The organism is Hallella seregens ATCC 51272 (genome assembly GCF_000518545.1).
Classification (GTDB): Bacteria; Bacteroidota; Bacteroidia; order Bacteroidales; family Bacteroidaceae; genus Prevotella; species Prevotella seregens.
Window position 1 is genome coordinate 21,171 of record NZ_JADU01000012.1, and the last position, 22,494, is coordinate 43,664.

The 22,494-nt window shown below is 58.4% G+C and carries 18 protein-coding genes; 6 read left to right on the plus strand and 12 right to left on the minus strand.

Annotated elements, in window-relative coordinates:
* Positions 1 to 3 precede the first annotated feature (3 nt).
* From murC to L888_RS0105440, 10 genes are all read right to left on the minus strand, one after another.
* Entirely contained in the window at positions 4 to 1,383 is a 1,380-nt protein-coding gene (murC, locus tag L888_RS0105395) for a UDP-N-acetylmuramate--L-alanine ligase (protein ID WP_027952138.1), read from the minus strand.
* A 30-nt stretch (positions 1,384 to 1,413) separates the two neighbouring features.
* On the minus strand, positions 1,414 to 2,529 hold the full coding sequence (murG, locus tag L888_RS0105400; protein ID WP_027952139.1) for an undecaprenyldiphospho-muramoylpentapeptide beta-N-acetylglucosaminyltransferase: 1,116 nt from the start codon (positions 2,527 to 2,529) through the stop codon (positions 1,414 to 1,416).
* A gap of 96 nt (positions 2,530 to 2,625) precedes the next feature.
* Positions 2,626 to 3,900: an FtsW/RodA/SpoVE family cell cycle protein gene (locus L888_RS0105405; RefSeq protein ID WP_027952140.1), complete on the minus strand. Its 1,275-nt coding sequence runs from the start codon at positions 3,898 to 3,900 to the stop codon at positions 2,626 to 2,628.
* Positions 3,901 to 3,918: 18 nt separating this feature from the next.
* A complete protein-coding gene (gene murD, locus L888_RS0105410) occupies positions 3,919 to 5,250 on the minus strand; it encodes a UDP-N-acetylmuramoyl-L-alanine--D-glutamate ligase (protein WP_027952141.1) in 1,332 nt (443 codons plus the stop codon).
* 110 nt (positions 5,251 to 5,360) lie between these two features.
* The gene (mraY, locus tag L888_RS0105415) at positions 5,361 to 6,629 is read right to left on the minus strand and encodes a phospho-N-acetylmuramoyl-pentapeptide-transferase (RefSeq protein ID WP_005845738.1); all 1,269 of its coding nucleotides are present in this window, start codon (positions 6,627 to 6,629) and stop codon (positions 5,361 to 5,363) included.
* Between the two features lie 44 nt (positions 6,630 to 6,673).
* Positions 6,674 to 8,131, minus strand: a complete 1,458-nt coding sequence (locus L888_RS0105420; RefSeq protein ID WP_027952142.1) for a UDP-N-acetylmuramoyl-L-alanyl-D-glutamate--2,6-diaminopimelate ligase — start codon at positions 8,129 to 8,131, stop codon at positions 6,674 to 6,676.
* A 44-nt stretch (positions 8,132 to 8,175) separates the two neighbouring features.
* Complete coding sequence (locus tag L888_RS0105425; RefSeq protein ID WP_027952143.1) at positions 8,176 to 10,356, minus strand: penicillin-binding protein; 2,181 nt, start codon at positions 10,354 to 10,356, stop codon at positions 8,176 to 8,178.
* A gap of 6 nt (positions 10,357 to 10,362) precedes the next feature.
* The gene (locus tag L888_RS0105430) at positions 10,363 to 10,803 is read right to left on the minus strand and encodes an FtsL-like putative cell division protein (protein WP_005845741.1); all 441 of its coding nucleotides are present in this window, start codon (positions 10,801 to 10,803) and stop codon (positions 10,363 to 10,365) included.
* Positions 10,800 to 11,738, minus strand: a complete 939-nt coding sequence (gene rsmH / locus L888_RS0105435) for a 16S rRNA (cytosine(1402)-N(4))-methyltransferase RsmH (RefSeq protein WP_027952144.1) — start codon at positions 11,736 to 11,738, stop codon at positions 10,800 to 10,802. Before rsmH ends, L888_RS0105430 begins: the two co-directional genes overlap by 4 nt.
* Positions 11,735 to 12,193 (minus strand): division/cell wall cluster transcriptional repressor MraZ, encoded by a 459-nt coding sequence (locus L888_RS0105440; RefSeq protein WP_005845744.1) that lies wholly within the window; start codon positions 12,191 to 12,193, stop codon positions 11,735 to 11,737. Before L888_RS0105440 ends, rsmH begins: the two co-directional genes overlap by 4 nt.
* A gap of 303 nt (positions 12,194 to 12,496) precedes the next feature.
* On the opposite strand from L888_RS0105440, the gene L888_RS0105445 reads away from it, so the two are divergent.
* Together L888_RS0105445 and L888_RS0105450 are read left to right on the plus strand one after the other, a co-directional pair.
* A complete protein-coding gene (locus L888_RS0105445) occupies positions 12,497 to 13,387 on the plus strand; it encodes a glycerol acyltransferase (protein ID WP_027952145.1) in 891 nt (296 codons plus the stop codon).
* A gap of 19 nt (positions 13,388 to 13,406) precedes the next feature.
* Positions 13,407 to 14,423, plus strand: coding sequence for a GNAT family N-acetyltransferase (locus tag L888_RS0105450; protein ID WP_005845747.1), 1,017 nt, complete (start codon positions 13,407 to 13,409; stop codon positions 14,421 to 14,423).
* Between the two features lie 77 nt (positions 14,424 to 14,500).
* On the opposite strand, the gene dgt is transcribed toward L888_RS0105450, so the two are convergent.
* The gene (gene dgt / locus L888_RS0105455; RefSeq protein WP_027952146.1) at positions 14,501 to 15,838 is read right to left on the minus strand and encodes a dGTP triphosphohydrolase; all 1,338 of its coding nucleotides are present in this window, start codon (positions 15,836 to 15,838) and stop codon (positions 14,501 to 14,503) included.
* A 130-nt stretch (positions 15,839 to 15,968) separates the two neighbouring features.
* On the opposite strand from dgt, the gene dut reads away from it, so the two are divergent.
* The 4 genes from dut to L888_RS0105475 are packed head-to-tail and all read left to right on the plus strand — an operon-like array spanning position 15,969 to position 20,919.
* Entirely contained in the window at positions 15,969 to 16,406 is a 438-nt protein-coding gene (gene dut / locus L888_RS0105460; protein ID WP_027952147.1) for a dUTP diphosphatase, read from the plus strand.
* A gap of 11 nt (positions 16,407 to 16,417) precedes the next feature.
* The gene (locus L888_RS0105465; protein ID WP_027952148.1) at positions 16,418 to 18,232 is read left to right on the plus strand and encodes a tetratricopeptide repeat protein; all 1,815 of its coding nucleotides are present in this window, start codon (positions 16,418 to 16,420) and stop codon (positions 18,230 to 18,232) included.
* A 20-nt stretch (positions 18,233 to 18,252) separates the two neighbouring features.
* Positions 18,253 to 19,152 carry a DUF4292 domain-containing protein gene (locus L888_RS0105470; RefSeq protein ID WP_027952149.1) on the plus strand — a complete coding sequence of 300 codons (900 nt, stop codon included), beginning with the start codon at positions 18,253 to 18,255 and terminating at the stop codon, positions 19,150 to 19,152.
* Complete coding sequence (locus L888_RS0105475; protein WP_027952150.1) at positions 19,153 to 20,919, plus strand: murein hydrolase activator EnvC family protein; 1,767 nt, start codon at positions 19,153 to 19,155, stop codon at positions 20,917 to 20,919.
* Positions 20,920 to 21,343: 424 nt separating this feature from the next.
* Here L888_RS0105475 and L888_RS0105480 read toward each other — a convergent pair whose 3' ends face one another.
* Positions 21,344 to 22,426 (minus strand): M20 family metallo-hydrolase, encoded by a 1,083-nt coding sequence (locus L888_RS0105480; protein WP_044248759.1) that lies wholly within the window; start codon positions 22,424 to 22,426, stop codon positions 21,344 to 21,346.
* Positions 22,427 to 22,494 lie beyond the last annotated feature (68 nt).

Genomic DNA, 22,494 nt, shown 5'->3' on the forward strand with positions numbered 1-22,494 from the left:
CGGCTATTTCTTGGCTTCGATGATGCGGGCCATCTGCGGCACGTCGTTGTCGAGGTCGCCGGCCCCCAGGATGATGAGCACGTCGAAGTCGCGCTGCTTCACGAGATCCAGCACATCGGCCCGCTGCACCATGCTCTTCTCCACGCCGGGGGCAAGCCGGTCGAAGATGATTTGCGAGGTGACGCCGGGGATGGGCTGTTCGCGAGCGGGGTAGATCTCGGTGAGAATCACCTCGTCGAAATGGCTCAGCGCGTCGGCAAAATCGGCACAGAAGTCGCGCGTGCGGGTGTAGAGGTGGGGCTGGAAGATGGCCGTGATCTTGCGGCCCCGGTAGAGTTCCTTGAGACTGCGCGCGCTCTGGAGTATCTCCTGCGGGTGGTGGGCATAGTCGGAGAGCAGCACATGGCGGTCGTTGCGAACCTTGAAGTCGAAGCGGCGGTCCACACCGTGGTAGGTTTCCATGCCGAACCGCAGCTCCTCGGGTGTGCAGCCGTTGAGCTGGGCCATGGCCATGGCAGCGACGCTGTTCTCGATATTGATGGGCACGGGCTGGCCGAGGCGCACGTTGGGCACGGCCTCCACGGGCGAAACCAGGTCGAACGTGATTTCGCCATTCTCAATACGTATGTTCGTGGCATGGAAGTCGCCCTTGTCGCGGCTGTAGGTATAGGTCTTCACGTCGGGTTTCACGTTGGCCCGCATCTCCAGATCGGTATGGATGATGAGGGCTCCGCCGGGCTGGATGAACTCGGTGTAGTGACGGAAACTTTCGAGATAAGCCTCCTTGGTGCCGTAGATGTCGAGGTGGTCGGGGTCGGTGGCGGTGATGACGCTCATCCACGGACGGAGCCAGTGGAACGAGCGATCGAACTCGTCGGCCTCGATGACCACGTAGTCGCTGCTGTCGGAGAGGATGTAGTTGGTGCCGTAGTTCTTGGAGATGCCGCCCAGAAAGGCGTTGCAGTCTACGTGGCTCTGGTGCATGATGTGGGCGCACATGGCCGACGTGGTGGTCTTGCCGTGGGTGCCGGCCACGCAGAGTCCCTTGTGGGTGCGGGTGAGAATGCCCAGCACTTGGGCCCGCTTCTCGATCTCGAAGCCGTTGGCCCGGAAAAACTGCAGCTCCTGATGATCGGCCGGTACAGCCGGAGTGTAGACTACAAGACACGAGTGGCGGTCGCGGCAGGCATGTGGAATCTCGGCTGCATTTTCCTCGTAATGGATAATCATGCCCTCCTTTTCGAGTTGGCGGGTCAGGGCCGAGGGTGTCTTGTCGTAGCCGGCCACCACGAGGCCCTTGCGCATGAAGTAGCGCGCAATAGCGCTCATGCCGATGCCGCCGGCTCCGACGAAATAGACGGCTTTGATATCTTTCAGTTCCATGTGATTGTGCGAAATGTTTGCGATGTGTCGTTAACGGGCGGTGCGGGCCAGCTTCACCACCTCGTCGGCGATGATGTCGGCCGAATCCTTGAGGCCCAGTTTCTGGATGTTGGCACTCAGCGAGGCCAGCTTGGCATCGTCGGCCACAACCTGCAGGGCGGTGCTCAGCAGCATGTCGGGGGCGTCGGCATCCTTCACGTAGACGGCGGCGTCGTGGCTCACGAGGGCCATGGCGTTCTTGGTCTGGTGGTCTTCGGCCACATTGGGACTGGGCACGAGAATGACGGGCTTGCCGATGAGACAGAACTCGCTGATGGAGCTGGCACCAGCGCGACTGATGACAAGGTCGGCCGCCTGATAGGCCGCACCCATGTCGCTGATGAAGTCGAGAACCTTGAGATTGGGGATGTCGCCGAAAGCGGCCACGGCCTGGTTCATCTCGTCATTGTAGAATTTGCCGGTCTGCCAGATGAACTGCACCTCCGAGGACTTGACCTCGGCCAGGTGGCGGCGCATGCTCTCGTTGACGGTGCGTGCGCCGAGGCTGCCGCCCACAAGCAGAATGGTCTTCTTGTCGGGGGCGAGACCGAATTGGCGCCGGGCCTCCTCGCGGGAGAGCGGCGTGGAGAGCACGTTCTGGCGCACGGGGTTTCCGGTCATGACAATCTTGTCGGCCGGGAAGAATCGCTCCATGCCCTCGTAGGCTACGCATATCTTGGCAGCCTTCTTGGCCAGCAGCCTGTTGGTGACCCCGGCGTAGCTGTTCTGCTCTTGGATGAGGCAGGGGATGCCGCGCTCGGCACACACGTTGAGGGTGGGGCCGCTGGCATAGCCGCCAACGCCCACGGCCGCCATGGGGCGGAAGTCTTTGATGATGCGCTTGGCCATGCGCTGGCTTTTCCAAATGCGGAAAAGCACGGCGATGTTTTTCAGCAGGTGCTTGCGGTCGAAGCCGCAGATGGGGAGGCCCTTTATCTCGTAGCCTGCCGCCGGCACGCGCTGCATCTCCATGCGTCCGAGTGCACCGACAAACAGAATCTTGGCATCGGGATGCTTGGCCTTGATGGCATTGGCAATGGAGACGGCCGGGAAGATGTGGCCTCCGGTACCGCCTCCGCTGATGATGATTCTCAATTCGTTGTCCATTTGACCTTGTTTATTTTCGGCAAAAGTAATCAAAAAAAATATGATTTGGCCATTTTCACCCCACTTTATTTATTTTTTACGCTAAGTATGAGCCACTTATGCTTCGGCTGCCAGGGGCTTTGGACTCTCGTTGCGGATAGTGGCGGCGCGCTTGGCCGAGCGGCTCACGCTGAGGATGGCCCCGATGTAGACGCAGTTGATGACAGATGAGGTGCCGCCCTTGCTCACCAGAGGCAGCGGCTGCCCGGTGACGGGGGCCAGGCCCACGGCCACGCACATGTTGAAAAGGGCCTGTGTAACCAGCAGCAGGGCCAGCCCCATGGCCAGGAAAGCCGGGAAATTGTTCTCGCACCGACTGGCAATGCGGCTCGTGCGGAAGAGCAGGATGATATAGAGCATGGCCACGAAGGCGGCGCCCACAATGCCCGTCTCCTCGATGATGATGGCGTAGATGAAGTCGGAGAACGCCTGAGACAGGAAGTCGCGCTCCACGGAATTGCCCGGGCCCTTGCCGATGACGTTGCTCGTGGCTATGGCAATGTTGGCGTGTGCCACCTGTCCGTCCTTGTCGAGGTCGACGTCTTCGGGAGCCACTTCCTTGTTGTCGAGAAACTTGTCGATGCGCGATTTCCAAGTGTCGAAACGGTGGAGCACTCCGCTGCTGCGCTTGCCCTCGGACTGTCCGCCGGTCTGCGCCACCTGCTCGGTAAGGTTGTTCTCGGGCGACTGCTCCTTGATGTCGGTGCCCAGCACCATGACCAGCGTCACGACACCGGTGATGAGCAGCACCACGGCCCCGATGAGCTTGCCGAGTTGCTGGCCGGGTACGCGGCCGATGACCATCATGAAGAAGAGCACCACGCAGAGCAAGGCGGCGGTGGAGAGGTTCTCTGCTCCGATGAGTGGGATGATGAACACGCCCACGGAGAGGATGTAGGGCATGGCATGGCGGTCGGCCCCGGTATCGGTTTGCATAGCGCTGAGAATCTGGGCGGTGGCCAAAACCATGGCCCCCTTGGCAAATTCGGAGGGCTGGAACTGGATGCCCAGAATGGAAATCCAGCGCTGGGCATCGTTGGTGGACTGTCCGGCGAAGTACACCCATATCAGCGTGAGGAAAGAAATGAGGAGCAGCGGGAAGGTGCCTATCTTGAAATAACGGCACTTGATGTTCAGTGTGACCACCATGAGCAGGATTCCTACGCCGAGGATAAGGATGTGCTTGATGATAGGCGCAAGGTAGTTGCCCCCCTTGTAAGTCAGTTCAGACGAGGCGGAGAACACCTCGACGATGCTGATGAGGCAAAGGAAGAAGAAGACCATCCAGATGACCTTGTCGCCCTTGAATATGTTTCCGAGTCTTTTGTTCATTCGGCTTGTGGGCAGGGATTAAAGGTTTCGGACCAGTGTCTTGAACTGGTCGCCGCGATCCTCCATATTCTTGAAAAGGTCGAAGCTGGCGCAGCAGGGGGAGAGCAGCACGGTGTCGCCGGGCCGGGCCATGTCGTAACAGGCGGCCACGCACTCCTGCATGGAGTGGGTGTCGCGGACGGGGATGCCTAGATGGTCGAAATTGGCGTGCAGCTTGGCATTGTCGGCACCCAGATAGACAAGGCCCACGCATTTTTGTTTCACCAGTTCTTGGATTTCCGAGTAGTCGTTGCCTTTATCCTTGCCACCGATGATGAGAATGGTGGGAGTGCGCATGCTTTCCAGGGCATACCAGCAGGCGTCTACGTTGGTGGCCTTGGAGTCGTTGATATAGTGCACGCCGGCCACGTCGCACACCTTTTCCAGGCGGTGCTCCACTCCGGGGAAGTCGCTCAGGCTCTTGCGGATAATCTCTTTCTTGATGCCGCTGATGTTGGAGGCCAGACCGGCCGCCAGCGAGTTGTAGATATTGTGTTTGCCCGTGAGCGAGAGTTCCTCTTGCTCCATATTAAACGGGGTTGGGAACTCCAGTTTGTACTGCCCCTCCTCCATGTAGCCGATGCTACCTTTCTCCTTGAGCTCGGAGAAAGGACACTTTACGGCGCGGATGTCGTACTTGTCGAGCTCCTGCTTGATGACAGGATCGTCGTTCCAAAAGATGAAGCTGTCGTCCTCGGTCTGGTTCTGAAGAATGCGCATCTTGGCATCGACGTAGTTCTGGAACTTGAAGTCATAGCGGTCGAGGTGGTCGGGCGTGATGTTGAGCAGGATGGCAATGTTGCTTCGGAAGTTGTACATGTTGTCGAGCTGGAACGAACTCAGCTCGATGATGTAGTATTCGTGTGGCTCCTCGGCCACCTGCAAGGCCAGGCTGTGACCGATGTTGCCGGCCAGTCCGGCATCGTAACCGGCGGCCTTGAAGATGTGATAAATGAGCGAGGTGGTGGTGGTCTTGCCGTTGCTGCCCGTGATGCAAATCATCTTGGCATTGGTGTAGCGGCCGGCAAACTCGATTTCGCTGATGATATGCGTGCCTTGGGCCATGAGTTTCTGCACCATCGGAGCCTCCTTGGGGATGCCGGGGCTCTTGATGACCTCGTCGGCATTCAGAATCTTGGCCTCCGTGTGGTGGCCTTCTTCCCAAGCTATGCTGTGGTCATCGAGTATCTTCTTGTACTTGTCCTTGATGAGCGAAGTGTCGGACACGAAAACGTCAAAGCCTTCTTTCTGGGCCAGGACGGCGGCTCCCGCGCCACTCTCCCCGGCTCCCAATACTACGATTCTTTTCATTCTTCTTTCTTCTTTACGTGTTAACTTGCCTCATGATGCCGGATGCCTGGCACCTGATGCGTGCTGTGTGCCGCCTCTTCAATGTCTTTCGGTCGGCATCCGCCTGAGCGTCACCTTATTTTGAGCGTGATGATGGTGAGGGCTGCAAGGATAATGGTGACAATCCAGAAGCGGATGGTGATCTTGGCTTCGTGCTTGGGCGAGTGCGGACTCTTGATGAGATAGTGGCAATCGGGGTCCAGCTGCTCCTCGGTGATGCGGAAATTGTCGTGAATGGGCGTGCGCTTGAAGATGCGTTGCTTGATGCCTCTGTGCTTGCCGAGCTTGTAATACCACACCTGAAAGATAACGCTGAGGCTCTCAACAAAGAAGATGCCGCAGAGGATGGGCAGCAGCAATTCTTTGTGAATGATGATGGCACTCACGGCGATGATGCCGCCGATGGTGAGCGATCCGGTGTCGCCCATGAACACTTGGGCCGGGTAAGCATTGTACCAGAGGAAGCCGATGAGGGCTCCGACAAAGGCGCACATGAAGACAACCAGCTCTTGCGAGCCGGGAATGTACATGATATTCAGGTAGGCAGCGAACTCAATGTGCGAGCTCACATAGGCCAGAATGCCCAAGGCCACGCCGATGACGGCCGAGTTGCCTGCACACATGCCGTCCATGCCGTCGTTGAGATTAGCACCGTTGCTGACGGCTGTTACCACAAAGATGGTCATGATGACAAAGAGGATCCAGCCGGCAGCTGTTTTGTATTTGCCGCAGAACGACATGATGGAGGAGTAATCGAGGTTGTGCCCTTTGACAAACGGGATGGTGGTCTTGAGCGTCTTGCGGGCCTCAGCTCGGTGCTTGACGACCACTTCCTGCCCTTGCCGCTCTAACACGATGTTCTCGTTGGACTTCACGTCGGGCGATCCCCATAGCACGAGACCGACAATCAAGCCGATGCCTATCTGCCCCACGATCTTGTACTTGCCCTTGAGACCTTCCTTGTTGCGGTGGAAAATCTTGATGAAGTCGTCCATGCCGCCGAGGAAGCCCAGCCACAGGGTGGTGATAATCATCAGTATCAGATAGATGTTGCGCAGACGACCGAGCAGCAAAACCGGAATGAGGATGGAGACAATAATGATGACTCCGCCCATTGAGGGTACGCCAATCTTCTTGACACCGAACGGATCGATCTTGGCATCACGCTGTGTCTCTGTAATCTGTTTGCTCTTGAGATACTTGATGAAGCGCTCGCCGAACCAGGCTGAGATGACAAGAGACAGGATGAGTGCCAGCAAGGCACGGAAAGAAATGTAGCCCCAGATGCGTGCGCCGGAGATACCAAACTGTTCCAGGAACCGAAAAAGATAATACAGCATGCGAATACTCTTTTGATGTTTTTGGATAGGGGGAGGCTGCAGCCCTATTTCCCGATGCCGAAAATGTCGCGCAGAACCTCGCGGTCGTCGAAGTGATGCTTCACGCCTTGAATCTCTTGATAGTTCTCATGGCCCTTGCCAGCCACGAGAATCACGTCGCCTTTCCGGGCCATCATGCAGGCCGTGCGGATGGCTTCCCGGCGGTCGGCCATGCTGATGACCTTTTTCTGCTGGTCTGCATTGAGCCCGGCCAGCATGTCGTTGATGATGTCCTGCGGGTTCTCGAAGCGTGGGTTGTCACTCGTGATGATGACACGGTCGCTCTGTCGCACGGCTTCCTGGGCCATGAGCGGCCGCTTGCCCTTGTCGCGGTTGCCACCCGCACCACAGACCGTGATGACGTGTCCCTTGCCGTTGAGTACTTCGTGGATGGCGTTGAGCACGTTGGCCAGTGCGTCGGGAGTGTGTGCATAGTCCACAATGCCCGTATAGCCCTCGGGTGAGGTGATGGGTTCCAGCCGGCCGCTCACACTGTGCAGCGTGCTGAGCACCACGAGAATCTCTTCCGGCTGCTTGCCCAGCATGCGGGCTGCACCGTAGACGGCGAGCAGGTTGCTCACGTTGAACTTGCCGATAAACTGCACGCCCACCTCATGACCGTCTACATCAAGGTACATCCCGGCGAAGTGCATCTCGATGATGCGGGCCCGGAAGTCGGCCATCTGACGCATGGAATAGGTCTTGACCACGGCCTTGGTGTTCTGCACCATCACCATGCCGTTCTTGTCATCGGCGTTGGTAATGGCAAAGGCTGTCTTGGGTAACCCGTCGAAGAAGGCCTTTTTGGCGTTGCGGTAGTTCTCGAATGTCTTGTGATAGTCCAGGTGGTCGCGGGTGAGATTGGTGAAGATGCCGCCGGTAAACTTCAGTCCGGCGATGCGTTTTTGGGCGATAGCGTGGCTGGAGCACTCCATAAAAGCATATTCGCACCCGGCTTCGACCATGCGGGCGAGCAGCATATTCAGTTCGATGGGGTCGGGAGTGGTATGGTCGGCAGGGATGGCTTCATCCTCGATGTAGTTGCAGACGGTGGAGAGCAGACCGCATTTGTGACCCATCTTGCGGAACATATTATATAATAAGGTGGCGATGGTAGTCTTGCCATTGGTGCCTGTCACACCTACGAGCTTGAGCTTGCGCGAGGGGTCTCCGTAGAACAGGGTAGCCACCTTGCCAGCTGCATCTTCCGTGGATTCCACCTGCACGTAGGTCACGCCCAGTGCTTTCTCCGTGGGCATATCCTCGCAGAGCACAGCCTTGGCTCCGAGTTCGATGGCCTTTGGGATAAACAGATGGCCGTCTACCTGTGTCCCTTTCATGGCCACAAAGAGGTGACCGTCTTTCACTTGGCGCGAGTCGATGTCTACACCTGTGATTTCCACATCTGTCTCGCCGGCCATGGCGAGCGGCCTGATGTTCTTCAGCAACTCTTGAATCTTCATATTCTTGCTTGGTTTATAGTTCTTGACATGGAGCCGCGGGGCTGTCATTCCAGCGTGAGGACACAGGTTTCTCCCTTTGTCTTCTTGATGAAATGTCCGGGTTCCAGGCTTTGCTTCACCACCCGTCCCCGTCCGAGGAGGCGGCATTTCACGCCCCGCTTCTCAATCAGGTAGACTGCATCGCGTGCGCCCATGCCGCTCACGTCTGGGATGTATCGGTTGCCGAGGTCGTTGCGGCGGAGCAGAGCCACGAGATTCTGCCGCTTCTCGGCAATGCCCCATATCTTGTTCCGGGACGCAGTGATGGCTGAACCTGAGAAGTCGGCATTGGTCTTGATGCCCAGATGCGACAGCACATAGTCGGCAGAAAGGATGTTTCCGTCTTTCACGTCGGGGACGAACACCGATGCGGAGTCGCGGGCATCTTTGACATCGAGCCGAATATCCTGGGCCATGATGCCCTCGGCAATGTGATGGAACACCACGCCGCTCATGCCGCCGCCCGATGCCGGGAGTCCCGACTTCTGGATGCACACGATACAGCTGTAGCGAGGATTGTCGGCAGGAAAGTAGCCGGCAAAGGAGAGCAGGTAGTTCATCGTGCCGCTCTTGTACCCTGCGGCGCCCTTGGACATCTGTGCGGTGCCCGTCTTGCCGGCCACTTGGAACGATTCGGAGCCGGCTTTCTTGCCGAGTCCCTCGCTTACCACCTTGCGCAGCATCTCCTGCATGTCCTTGATAACCTTTGGCGAGGCGATCTGTTCATGGCCTTTCACCACCTGCGGCGGGAACTCCTCGATGACCTCGCCGTCCTTGATGGCAGCCTTTACAAAGCGGGGCTGCATCATGCGTCCGCCGTTGGCAATGGCGTTGTAGAACGCTAAGGTCGAGATGGGAGGTATCTGGGTCTCATAGCCGATGCTCATCCAGGGCAGTGCCGTGTTGCTCCAGTTCGTCCATTCGCCGCGCTTGTTCTTCATGGGCATCCGTACCTTGCCCGATGCTGCCCCCACAATGGGGATATGCAAGTCGGCCGTAATGCCCGAGCGGTACACTCCACGCACGAATTTCTCCGGGTTGCTGTGATAGTATTCGTCGATGATACGGCTCACCCCGATGTTGGAACTCACTTTCAGCGTCTTGGGCAAGTTCATTGTTCCATAGCCTCCGCGCCGCCAGTTATGGTCTTTCATCTCGCGCCCGTACATGGGCCAGATGCCGGGACCGGTCTCTACCACTTTGTTGGTGTCGCACATGCCGTCTTCCAGTGCGGTCATAATGGAGATGGGCTTGAACACCGAACCGGGCTCCAACAGGTCGCTGACGGCATGGTTTTTAATTTCGCGGTACTCGCCGTCGACGCACTTTTCCATGTTGACGATGGCTTTAATGTCGCCCGTCTGCACCTCCATGACAATGGCCACGCCCACGTTACCGTTGATTTCGCGCAGTTCGTTGATGACGGATCGCTCGGCCAAATCCTGCATGCTCACGTCTATGGTGGTCACAATATCGGCTCCAGCGATGGGCGGTATGTCCATGATGTCCAGAAATTTATTGAGCACTTTCCGGCGGTGCTTGATGCCATTGGTGCCCCGCAACAGTGAGTCGTACGACAGTTCGATGCCGCACCGCGGTGTGCGGCCGTCGTTCATGGCGGCATACATGTCGCCTACGGTTCGCCCGGCCAGCGTGCCGTAGGGCCGCTCGCGCGAGTTCAGCTCGTCGCAATGAAAGCCGCTTTGAAACTTCGACAGCCGGAACACGGGCAGCTGTTTCACCTCGGAGAACGTGTTATAGTTGATGCGCTTCGGCCATATGGGCCAGTGGCGTTTCTCTTTCTTCATGCCCTCGGCCAAGTGATTCTTAAAAGCCGTGGCACTTTGTTCGGGGAAGATGTCGTGTAATCCGTTGCAGATGCTGTCTATCTTGGCATGCCACAGCGAGTCGTTGCCAGCCTCGTGTAGCTGCCTGAAGTCCATGTAGATCTTGAATTCGGGAAGCGAAGAAGCCAGCAGCTGGCCGTCGCAGCTCAGTATGTTGCCGCGCACGGGCACCACCTCTACGCTGTCTTTCTTCACCCGGCTGGCCACTTTCGTCCAGTAGTCGCGCTTGGCCGTCATGATGTAGCTGGCCTTGACGAGGACGGCAAGAGCCAGCAAGGTCATCAGAATGGCGATGGCCCGGTATCGGGGGATAATCTTTTTATTGTCAAACTTGCTCATGAGCGACTACTTCTCTTCGGGCACATTAATGATATAAGGAGGTTGACTGGCCATCTTCAGCACGCTGTCCTTGTTGTTCTTCAGCTCGTTGAGCACATTGCTCTCGCGGCTCTTTTCCGTGAGCTGGCTGTTGCTCGACAGTGCCTTGTACTTGGCATCCTGCAGTTGTGTCTGCAGATGGTCTATCTCGATGATGTCCTGCTGGCAGCTGTAACGGTTGGAGATATAGAGCAGCATAAAGAAAGCGATGAGCACGAAGAGCCAGATTTGTCGTCGAATGATGGCCGTGTTGAGGATGTCGCCACCAAGAATCTTGCGCAGGGAGAGGGTGCGCGACAGCGGGGCCTCGCCCTCGATGGCCTGTTCCTGAATCACTTCCTTGAGTGAGAGGCCCTCACCCTCGGTCAGTTCCTTGTTGTCGTCCTGTTTGGTTTCGTCTTCTTTCATTTCTTCTCTGCAATTCTCAGTTTCGCGCTTCTGCTTCTCGGATTTCTGGTTTGCTCTTCTTCGCCGGGCACGATCACCTTGTTGTTGATGAGCGTATAGGGACTTTCAATGCGTCCGAAGAAGTCTTGTTGTATCTTGCCCCCCACATTGCCGGTCTTCATCACGTTCTTCACGATGCGGTCTTCCAGCGAGTGGTAGGTGATGACGCTCAGCCGGCCACCCGGCCGCAACAGTTCGGTGGCGGCGGCCAGCATCTCTTTGAGTGCGGCCATCTCGTGATTCACCTCAATGCGCAGGGCCTGAAACAGCTTGGCCATATCTTTTTTTTCGCGCTCCCGCCGGAAGAGGGGCTCCACGGCCTGGATGAAATCCTGTGTCGTGACAATGCGTTTGTCCTGTCGGGCCTTGGCCACTGTGGCTGCAATGCGACGCGAGCTCTTCAGTTCGCCGTAGAGATAGAAGATGTCGGCCAGCCGTTCTTCCTCATAGTCGTTCACAATGTCGGCCGCTGTCTTCCCCGCACGTTTGTTCATCCGCATGTCGAGCGGGGCATCGAAGCGGAAAGAGAACCCGCGGCTCTCGTCATCAAAGTGATGGCTTGATACGCCGAGGTCGCCCAGCACCCCGTCTATCTGCTCCACACCGTAGTAGCGCATCCAGTTTTTCAGGTATCTGAAGTTCGACCTTACAAAGGTGAAATTCCCCGGTGCCGGGTGCGATGCACTGGACGTGAAAGCGGCGTTCTGTTCCGCGTCGGCGTCCTGGTCGAAGCTGTAGAGCCGTCCTTCCGGACCAAGCCGCGAGAGGATCTCTCGCGAGTGCCCGCCGCCTCCAAAGGTAACATCCACGTAGATGCCGTTCGGTTTGATGTTGAGCCCATCAATGCTCTCGGTCAAGAGCACGGGTACATGGTAAGTCTCTGCGGTCTTTGTCATTCTGCGGTTGTCGTTTTCATCACGTCTTCCAAGGCGGCGCCAAAGGCATCCTTGTCCATGAACGGTTGCGAGGCCTCGGGGTCGTTGGCCCAAATCTCGATGGAGTCGCCCATACCCACGAATCTCAGCGACTGCTTGATGCCGGCGGTCTGGAGAAAGGGCTTGGGAATGAGGATGCGTCCCGTGGCATCCACGCTGATATTGATGACGCCACTCACGAATGTTCGGTAAACCATCTGCTCCCGGCGGTCCCACCGCGAGAGCTTATGGCGCATCTCGTCCATCAGTGCGTTCCACACGCTCTCCGGATAAATCACCAAAATGTTCTCGAAGATGTCCTGGCGCAGCACAAGGTTCTCCTCGTCGGGCGACGTGAGCAACTTGCGGAAAGAGGCCGGCAGAAATGCCCGTCCTTTCGCATCAACCTTGGCTTCAATATTACCTAAAAAACGCATGCGTACATCTATAAGCTCTATTCGCCCCCAAAGTTACGCAAAATTCCCCACTTTGCGCCACTTTGCCCCACAATTTTTATGAATGTGCGTTTTTTATTGTTTCAAGGCAAGACGTGCCCGTTGTGTGAGGGGCTTTTCTTAGGTGCACAGGATTCAGGAGGCGCTTCGGCTTCATTGAGGGATAGTTCTTCATTTGGCTTCTTTTTGCTTGCATAACCCACAAAAAACAAACTTTTTTGTACAAGATTAAGGAATTTAGAAAAAGAAATGCTATTTTTGCATCTGTTTAGTATGGCGTAAAGGATGAGCGAAAGCATAGAAAAGGAGACCAGCCAGGCTACGGACAGGGCCGCAGACAAGATCATTGATATTGAGAAAGTGCTGCGCAGCAAGATGGGCGACAAGGTGAAATTTTTGCCCCGAATGGTCGTAGCTTGGCTGAAACGCATGGTTCACGAGGACGAGGTTAATGATTTCTTGTGGAAAAGTCGTGACAAGGTGGGCACCGAGTGGCTTGCCGAGTGTGTCCGTTATCTTGATATGCACGTCACGATAGAGGGCGAAGAGAATCTGCCCGACAAGAACGACGGTCGGCTCTACACCTTTGTGTCCAATCATCCGCTGGGTGGTCAGGATGGTGTGTGCCTTGGCTCCATCATCGGCAAGCACTACGACGGCCGGTTTCGTTACCTGGTCAACGACCTGTTGATGTTTCTCCCGGGCTTGAAGCCAGTTTGTATCGGCATCAACAAGACAGGACGCCAAGGTCGCAATTTCCCCCAAATGGTCGAGTCGGGCTTCCAGAGCGACAACCACATGCTGATGTTTCCAGCCGGTCTCAATTCCCGTAAGACGGGCGGTATCATCCATGACCTGCCGTGGAAAAAGACTTTTATTACCAAGAGCGTGGAGTATCAGCGCGACGTGGTGCCCATTTATTTCAGCGGGCGCAATTCCGAACGGTTTTATCGCATAGCCAAATGGCAGAGTCGGCTTGGGCTCAAGGTGAATCTTGCCATGCTGTTTCTGGTGGACGAGATGTATCGCAACGTGCACAAAGACTTCCGAATCGTCATTGGCAAGCCCATTCCCTGGCAGACTTTCGACAAGAGTCGAACCCCGATGGAATGGGCTAAATTCGTTGAAGATCGCGTGTACGAACAAGCGGGTCCTGCCGGCCTTAGAGGCGAGTGACCTTAAATAACAAGTGTTTATGGAAGAACAGATTATCCAGCCGATTAGTAAGGATTTGTTGAAAAGCGAGCTGACGCACGAACGTCTGCTGCGGACGACCAACAAGAGCCACAACGACATCTACATCGTGACGGCCCAGAACGCCCCGAATGTGATGTTGGAGATAGGGCGGTTGCGCGAGTTGGCCTTTCGCACCTCGGGCGGCGGCACCGGCAAGTCGGCGGATATAGACGAGTTCGACACCATGGAAAACGGCTGCAGCCAGCTGGTGGTGTGGAATCCCGAAGCCGAAGAAATCATTGGCGGCTACCGTTATCTCTTCGGCGAGAATTGGCGGCTCAATGCCGATGGACAGCCCAATTTGGCCATGAGCCACATGTTCCGCTTCTCTGAAAACTTCATGCGCGAGTATGCTCCCTATACTGTTGAGCTGGGCCGCTCGTTTGTTTCGCTGGAGTATCAGAATGTGCGCAGGAACACCAAGTCCATCTTTGCCCTCGACAACTTGTGGGACGGCCTCGGCGCCCTGACGGTCATCAACCCCCGTTGCAAGTATTTCTTTGGTAAGATGACGATGTATCCCTCGTTCGTAAGTCGTGGTCGCGACATGATACTCTACTTCCTGCGCAAGCACTTTGGCGACCACGAGCAGCTCGTTGTACCGATGAATCCGTTGAAAACGAGCACTAACGAAGAAGAATTGTCCCGCATTTTCTGTGAAGACGACTTTAGGAAAGACTATCGCATTCTGAACCGGGAAATACGCAATCTGGGCTTCAACATCCCGCCGCTGATTAATGCTTACATGAATCTGAGCCCCACCATGAAGTTCTTCGGCACGGGCATCAACCGTGAGTTTGGCAATGTTGAGGAGAGTGGCATCCTGATTGCGATGGACGAAATCTTCGAGGAGAAGCGCGTGCGCCACATCAACAGCTTTGTCGACGAGCATCCCGAAGCCGTCAACCAAAGTCTCCCCCCGGCACCCTCCAGCATGAGCGGCCGTGCGGCAGCCCATCAAAATGTGTCCGATTAAGGTGTGTGCGGGTTTCGCACACTTGCCTTTTCTGTTTTCAGTTCCCCCTCCTGTGGGAGAGCGCACTTGCATGCCGCCTACACGATAGGCAGTGAGATGCCGTTGATTTTCTGGTAAACGTCCAGCGCATAGACGTCGGTCATGCCGCTGATATAGTCGAGCACGGCCATGATGCGTGTCTCCAGGCTTTCGCTCTGGATGTCGTACTGGCTGCTGAATCGCCCGATGAGCTGCTGGCTGTGGAATTTTTCAGGGTGCACGGCGGCCCCGATGAGTGTCTGCATCAGCGTCTCCATGATTTTGTAACCGCTCAGTTCCACGTCGAGCACGGGTTTGCTTCGGTATATTTTCTTGTATGACAGGGCGGCGCATCGCTTGTAGGCCTCGCGTTGCAGCTGTGCAATGTTATCGATGAGGCTGCCTTGGAAGGTGCCGGCCAGTATCTCCTCCTCGTGTTCCACGAAGGTTTTCACGCATTCGTTCTCCAGTTTGCCCACGACGCAGGCCCGCATGTACACCACCTGCTCGTTCAGATCGGTCACGCCTTCCTTGTCCAGCCGCTGCCTGATTCTGCGTTTCATGTCGTCGTCAAAGAATCCCATGAGCAATTCCTCGGTTTCTTGGAACGAGAGAATTTTCAGTTTGTGGGAGTCTTCAATATCCATAATCTCATAGCAAATGTCGTCGGCCGCCTCCATGAGGTAGACCAACGGGTGGCGTACACAGCGCAGGGGCTCGCCCGGGGCGGACAGGCGGACGATGCCCAGCTCCTCGGCAATCCTGCGGTAAGTGGGTTCTTCCGTGCCGAAGAATCCGAATTTGCCGTGGTTTCCCGCCACGCTGCTGGCAAAGGGATACTTCACGATGGCGGCCAGCGAGGCATAGGTCATGACAAAGCCGCCGGGTCTCCGGCCGGCAAACTGGTGGGTGAGCAGGCGAAAAGCATTGGCATTGCCCTCGAAATGCGTGATGTCGTTCCAGAAAGCCTCGCTCACCTTGCCGCGCAGACAGCTGCCCTCGTCTTCGGTGAAATAGGTCTGGATGGCCTTTTCGCCCGAGTGCCCGAAGGGCGGGTTGCCCATGTCGTGGGCCAATCCGGCCGTCTGCACGATGGTGCCAATCTCCTCGAACAGCGTGCCCCGCAGTTCGGGGTGCCGCTCGATGAGCCGCGTGGCCACGTCGTCGCCCAGCGACTTGCCCAGCGACGACACCTCCAGGGAGTGTGTCAGCCGGTTGTGCACAAACACGCTGCCCGGCAGCGGGAACACCTGGGTCTTGTTCTGCAACCGCCTGAAAGGGGCCGAATAGATGAGCCTGTCGCCGTCGCGCTTGAACTCGGAGCGGTCGTCATGGCGCAGCGGATGCGTGTCTTCCTGTCCGAGCCGCCTGTTGGAGATGAGTTGTTTCCAGTTCATGTCGTCGTGTTCTTGGTGTCGTTTTATCTTGTGGTTTAGGCGCAAAGATACGTCTATTTCCCCAATTTTCTGTCTTTTTAATATTTAAAATGAACCCGTCTGCATGGAAATGCGTAATTTTGCACTTATTATGGTAAGAATCAAAGTTGTCAACACCGGCCGCCAGCCCCTGCCGGCCTATGCCACCGAGCAGAGTGCGGGCCTTGACCTGCGAGCCAATATCGATGCCCCCATGGTGCTCCGGCCTTTGGAGCGCCGCCTTGTCCCCACGGGTTTGCGCATTGCCTTGCCCGAGGGCTACGAGGCGCAGGTGCGCCCTCGCAGCGGTCTGGCCCTGAAGCATGGGGTGACTGTGCTCAACACGCCCGGCACCATCGACGCCGATTATCGGGGCGAGGTGATGGTGCTGCTCGTCAATTTCTCCCAAGAAAACTTTGTGGTCAATGCCGGCGAGCGCATTGCCCAGATGGTCATAGCCCGCTACGAGCAGGCCGAACTCGAGCCCGTCGACGTGCTCGACGAGACCGAACGCGGTGCCGGCGGCTACGGCCACACCGGCGTGAAGTGAACGCAGTACGCATGATGAACAGCAAACGCACACATAGGTTTCCGTTCGCAGCGGCCTTAGCCCTGCTGTTGGCCCTGTCCGCACCCGTCATGGGCAAGGCCCGGAAGCAGAAACCCACTCCTCCTGCAGCCTCTGCCGTGGCTCCGTTGAGCCCCGCAGACCGGCTGCGCTACCAATACTTTTTCCTGGAAGCCGTGCGCCAGCAGAATGCCGGGCACCACGCCGCCGCCTTCGATCTGCTGGACCATTGTCTGCGTATCGACCCCCATGCGGCCGAAGCCTACTACCTGCAGGCCCCCTATCTGTCCCGGCTCCATCAGGATTCGCTGGCTCTGGCCCGTCTGGAGCGGGCCGCCCGGCTCAGTCCCGACAACGACGTGTATCAAGAAAAGGTGGCCCAATACTATATCGGCACGGGCAATTACGCCCGGGCCGTCGAGGCCTACGAGCAGCTCTATGCCCTCCACCGCGACCGCAGCGCCGTGCTCAACATCCTCGTGCAGCTCTACAAGCAGCAGAAAGACTACGACCACATGCTCGACGCCATAGCCCGCCTGGAGCAGGTGGAGGGCGAGAGCGAGCAGCTTGCGCTGGCCCGAATGGGAGCCTACGAGCTGAAAGGCGACACGAAAAGTGCCTACCGCACCCTGCGGCAACTGGCCGACAGCCACCCCAACGACCTGAATTACCGCATCATGCTGGGCAATTGGCTCATGCAGAACAGCCGGCCGGCCGAGGCCTATCCGCTGTTTGCCGGGGCTCTGAAAGAGGAGCCCGACAACACCTACGCCCTCAGCTCCATGTATGACTACTATCGGGCCGCAGGGCAGGACTCGCTGGCTCGTCAGATGATGGAACGCGTGCTGCTGGGCCGCAACACGCCCGCCGACAACCGCATTCAGTTCATGCGCCAGGCCATTCAGGAGAACGAGCAGCAGGGTGGCGACTCCACTCTCATCATTTCGCTCCTCGACCGCATGCAGCAGGTGGCCCCGCGCGACGCCCAGGTGGCCGAGATGCGCGTGGCTTACTACACGCTCAAGAAGATGCCCGCGGCCCAGACCGACTCGGCACTCGTGCAGTTGCTGCGGCTGGCACCCGACAACGGAGGTGCCCGCCTGCAGCTCATCCGAAACAAATGGGGCAAGGGCAACTGGACGGAGATAGCTGCTCTGAGCGAGCCGGGCATGCTATACAACCCCGATGAAATGGTGTTTTATTACTTTACAGGCCTTGCCCGCTACTACCAAAAGGACGACAACGGGGCCCTAGACGCCTTTCAGCGAGGTACGGCAGAGATTAATGACAAGAGCGATCCGGCCATCGTGAGCGACTTCTACGCCATCATGGGCGAGATATACCACAACAAAGGCGAGCTGAAGAAAGCCTACGCCGCCTACGACAGCTGCCTGCAATGGAAGCCCGACCAGGTGATGACGCTCAACAACTATGCCTACTTCCTCTCCATAGAGGGCGGCGACCTCAAGAAGGCCGAGGAGATGAGCGCGCGCGCCGTCAAGGCCGAACCCAAGAATGCCACCTATCTCGACACCTACGCTTGGGTGCTCTATCGCCAGGGCCGCTACACCGAGGCCAAGCTCTACATAGACCAAGCCCTGGCCAATACCCCCGACTCCACCCTGAACGCCGACGTGCTGGAGCATGCCGGCGACATCTACGACAAGACGGGCGACCGTCCGGCGGCCGTGGCCTACTGGCAGCGGGCCATCGCGGCCGGGGCCGACCGCACGGCCCTCATGCGCAAGATACAGCCCGTCCGTCCGTCAGCCGCCCGCCGCCCGGCCCGCAAGGCAGGGCGTAGATAACCCGAAACCATTTAGCAACTATGACGATGAAGATACAGAAATCCCTGTTTTCCCTGCTCCTCGGGCTGCCTTTGCTGCTGGCCTCGTGCGGAGCCAAGAAAGCCCTCGTGGCCGAACGGCCGGCCGGCGTGGTGGTCAAGGGCGACGCCGCTGCCACAAAAGAGGCCCGCAAACTGGCCTTCGTGCAGAAAGTGAGCGACCATAAGGTCTATGCCCGGAACATTGTAGCCGACATGACCTTCACCGCAACCATGGGCGATCGCGACGTCACCGTGCCCGGTTCGCTGCACATGCGGCGCGACGAGGTCATCCGCTTGCAGCTGTTCATCCCCCTGCTCGGCACCGAGGTGGGGCGGCTGGAGTTCACGCCCGACTATGTGCTCGTGGTCGACCGACTGCACAAACAGTATGTCAAGGGCGACTACACGCAGCTCGACTTCCTGCAGGACAACGGGCTCAACTTCTACTCTCTCCAGGCCCTCTTCTGGAACCAGCTGCTGTTGCCCGGCGCGTCACGGGTGGGCGAGAGCGACCTGCAGAAGTTCGACGTGACGATTGACGGGGTGGGGCAGACGCTGCCCGTGAGCCTGGAGAACGGTCCGATGAGCTACGTGTGGCAGGCCGACCGCACGAGCGGACGCATCGACCAGGCCCGCGTGGCCTACAGCAGTGCGGGCCACGGCCAGTCGGATCTGACGTGGGACTACGCCAACTTCAAGCCGCTTGGCTCGAAAATCTTCCCCGCCACCCAGCAGTTCTCGTTCACCACAACGGCTACCGACAAGGTGAAGAAGACCATCGTGAAGCTCGAAATGGGCGACCTCAAGACCACCGACGGCTGGGAACCGCGCACCACCGTGTCGGCCAAGTACAAGCAGATAGAGGCCAAGGATATTCTGGGCAAATTATTAAACATGTAAATGAGACGCATCATCACTTTCGTGCTGGCCCTGGCCCTGACCTCGACCGCCGGTGCCCAGACCCGCAAGCACGCACCGGCCAAGCGGCCCGCCACGGCTGCGCCCACCTCCAAGCGCACGGCGAAGACCGCCCGCCCGGCTGCCAAGCCCGCCAAGACGCCCGCCGCCCGCACGGCCACCTACACCAACTCGTCCATCCGCGGACTGCAAAATCAGCGGGCGGCCATCCAGAAAAAAATCAAGGAACAGGAGCAGGCGCTCAAGGCCAACCGTGCCGACGTGGAGCAGCGGCTACGCAATCTGTTTGTCATCAACGGCGAAATAGACCAGCGGCAGAAGAACATCGAGGGCATCCAGACCGACATCAGGCACATCGAAGGCAACATCGGCATTCTCAATGCACAGCTCGAAACCCTCGAGCAGCAGCTCAAGGAGCGGCAGGCCCGCTACGTGAAGTCCATGCGCTACATGGCCCGTCACCGCTCAGTGCAGGACAAACTGATGTTCGTTTTCTCGGCCAAGAACTTCTATCAGATGTACCGCCGGCTGCGTTTCGTGCGCGAATACGCGCAGTATCAGCGGGCGCAGGGCGAGGCCGTGAAGGCCAAGCAGAACCAGGTGAACGCCAAGCATCTCCAGTTGCAACAGGTGAAGGGGCAGAAGAACACCCTGCTCTCCAAGGGACGCGAGGAGAAGAGCCGGCTCGAAAGCAGCAAGAACGAGCAGCAGCAGGTGGTGCAGGGATTGCAGAAACAGCAGAAGACCATCCAGTCCATCATTGCCGAGCAGCACAAGAAAGACGCCGCCCTCAATGCACAGATAGACCGACTGGTGGAGATCGAGATACAGAAAGCGCGCGCGCGTGCCGAGGCCGAGGCCAAGCGGCGTGCCGCTGCGGCTGAGGCTGCCAAGCGGCGTGAGGTCGAGATAGCCCGCAAGAAAGCCGAAGCCGAGGCTGCCGCCCGCGAGAACGCCCGCCGCATTGCCGAGGCCAGAGCCCGTGAGGCCCGGCTCAAGGAGGAGGCCCGCCAGGCTGCCGCCGCCGAAGCCAAGGCCCGCGAAGCCCGCGAACAGGCTGCCGCCGAGGCCCGCCGCAAAGCGGCCGAGCAAGCCTCGGCCCAGGAGCGTGCCGCCCAGCAGGCTGCTGCACGCGACCTGGCTGCCAAGGCCGCCCGTGCGGAGCAGGCCGCCCGCGAGGCCGAAGCCCGAAAAGCCGCCACCGAACAGGCGGCCCGCGAGGCCGAGTCGCAGCGACGCGCCGCCGAGCTGAAAGAAGAGGTGGACGCTGCCCGCGCCAAGAAAGAGATTGCCGAGGCACGGCAGGACGCCGAGGAGGTGCAGAAATTCTCCACCGTGGACCGCATGATGAACAGCGGCTTCGAGGCCAACCGCGGCCGTCTGCCCATGCCCATCACGGGTGGTTACAAGATTGTGAGCCACTACGGGCAGTACAATGTGGAGGGACTTCGCGGCGTGACGCTCGACAACAAGGGCATCAATATCATGGGCGGCAACGGCTGTCAGGCCCGTTCGGTCTACGACGGCGAGGTGAGCGCGGTCATCGGCTACGGAGGCAGCATGGTGGTGATGGTGCGCCACGGCGCCTACATCTCGGTGTACTGCAACCTGAAGTCGGTGAGCGTGAGCCGCGGTCAAAAGGTAAGCACGGGCCAGGCGCTCGGTTCGGTGGGGGCCGACAACATCCTCCAGTTCCAGCTGCGCAAGGAGCGAACCAAGCTCAATCCCGAGGTGTGGCTGCGCCGATGACTCCCTGACAGCTCCTCTCACCCCTTCCATGGGAGGGGCACGACGGCGGAGCGGCGCTTTGACGAAACAATATAATTGGAATTTGCATGCCGTGGACGCGCTCAAGGCGCGTCCACGGCATGGTTTTATTTACGGACATAGATGGCTCTATTTACGGACACACAAGGCATGTGTCTCTGCCATTTGACAGCAAGTTTAGCATTTGCCACACCCCCGCCTTGCGGCTGCCGGTGCGGCTTTGCGCTTTCATGGCGTTGGCTTTGCGCCGTAAACGCGATGCGTTTGCGGCGTTTTCATGCGGCGTTTACGCCGTTATCGCGCGGCCTTTGCGGTGCAATCGCACCGGCGTGGAGGCGTGACAGCAACACCATGGCCTTTTTGCCGCGCTGCCGCGCCGCTTTTGCAGCCTTTCCACTTCTCCTTTTTACAGTCCGCCCAACAGGCTCAGGTAGAGGTCGAGGGCGTGTGCCAGCTCGTCGATGCGGATGAATTCGTCGGCGCTGTGCGACCGTGCCGACTCGCCGGGACCGAGTTTCAGCGAGGGGAATGGCATGAGTGCCTGGTCGCTCAGCGTGGGCGAACCGAAGGGTTTGAGCCCGAGTTGGAGGCACCGCTGCACCAGCGGATGGCCCTCGTCGATGTGCGAAGCATGCAGCCTGAACGAGTGGGCGCGCACCTCGCTGCGCACGTTTCGGCACACGATGTCGTAGATTTCTTCGTTGGTGTAGAGCTCGTTGGGGCGCACGTCGACGAGCATGGTGCAGCGGTCGGGCACCACATTGTGCTGCGTGCCGGCGTTGACCACGGTGAGAGTCATCTTGACCGGGCCGAGCAACGGGCTCACACGGTCGAACCTGTAGTCGCGAATCCATTGCATGTCGTCCAGTGCTTCGTAGATGGCATTCTGGCCCTCGTCCCGTGCGGCGTGCCCGCTCTTGCCGTGGGCAACGAGGTCGAGCACCATCAGTCCTTTCTCGGCGATGGCCGGCTGCATGCCCGTGGGCTCGCCCACGATGGCCGCGTCCACGCGGGGCAGCAGGGGCAGGGCGCGGCAGATGCCGTCCCGGCCCGACACTTCCTCCTCGGCCGAGGCCAGATACACCAGGTTGAAGCCCCTCGGCCTCTCGGCCCGCTCGCGGCAGAAGTGGCGGAACACTTGCAGCAGCGTCACCAGTCCGCCGCCGCAGTCGTTGCTGCCCAGGCCGTAAAGCGTGCCGTCTTCGAGGGTGGGGGCGTAGGGGTCGCGCGTCCACGTGGCCACGGGCTTCACGGTGTCGAGGTGTGCATTGAGCAGGAACGTGGGGCGATCGGGGTCGTACAGTGGGTCCACGGCCCATACATTGTTGGCTTCGCGGCGGGTCTCGAAGCCGTAGCTGCGGATGGTTGCCTCCATGATGGTAGCGGCTTGGCTTTCGCTGCGACTCACGGACGGCGTGGCGATGAGCCGACGGAGCAGATCGGTGGCGTCGCGCAGGTATTGTTCTTGTAGTTCGATGTGCTGTTCCATGTTGCAAAAGTAAGCAAATTCCCCCATATCCGCCCCCTTTGTTCCTCTGATTCTGAAAGGACAGAGAA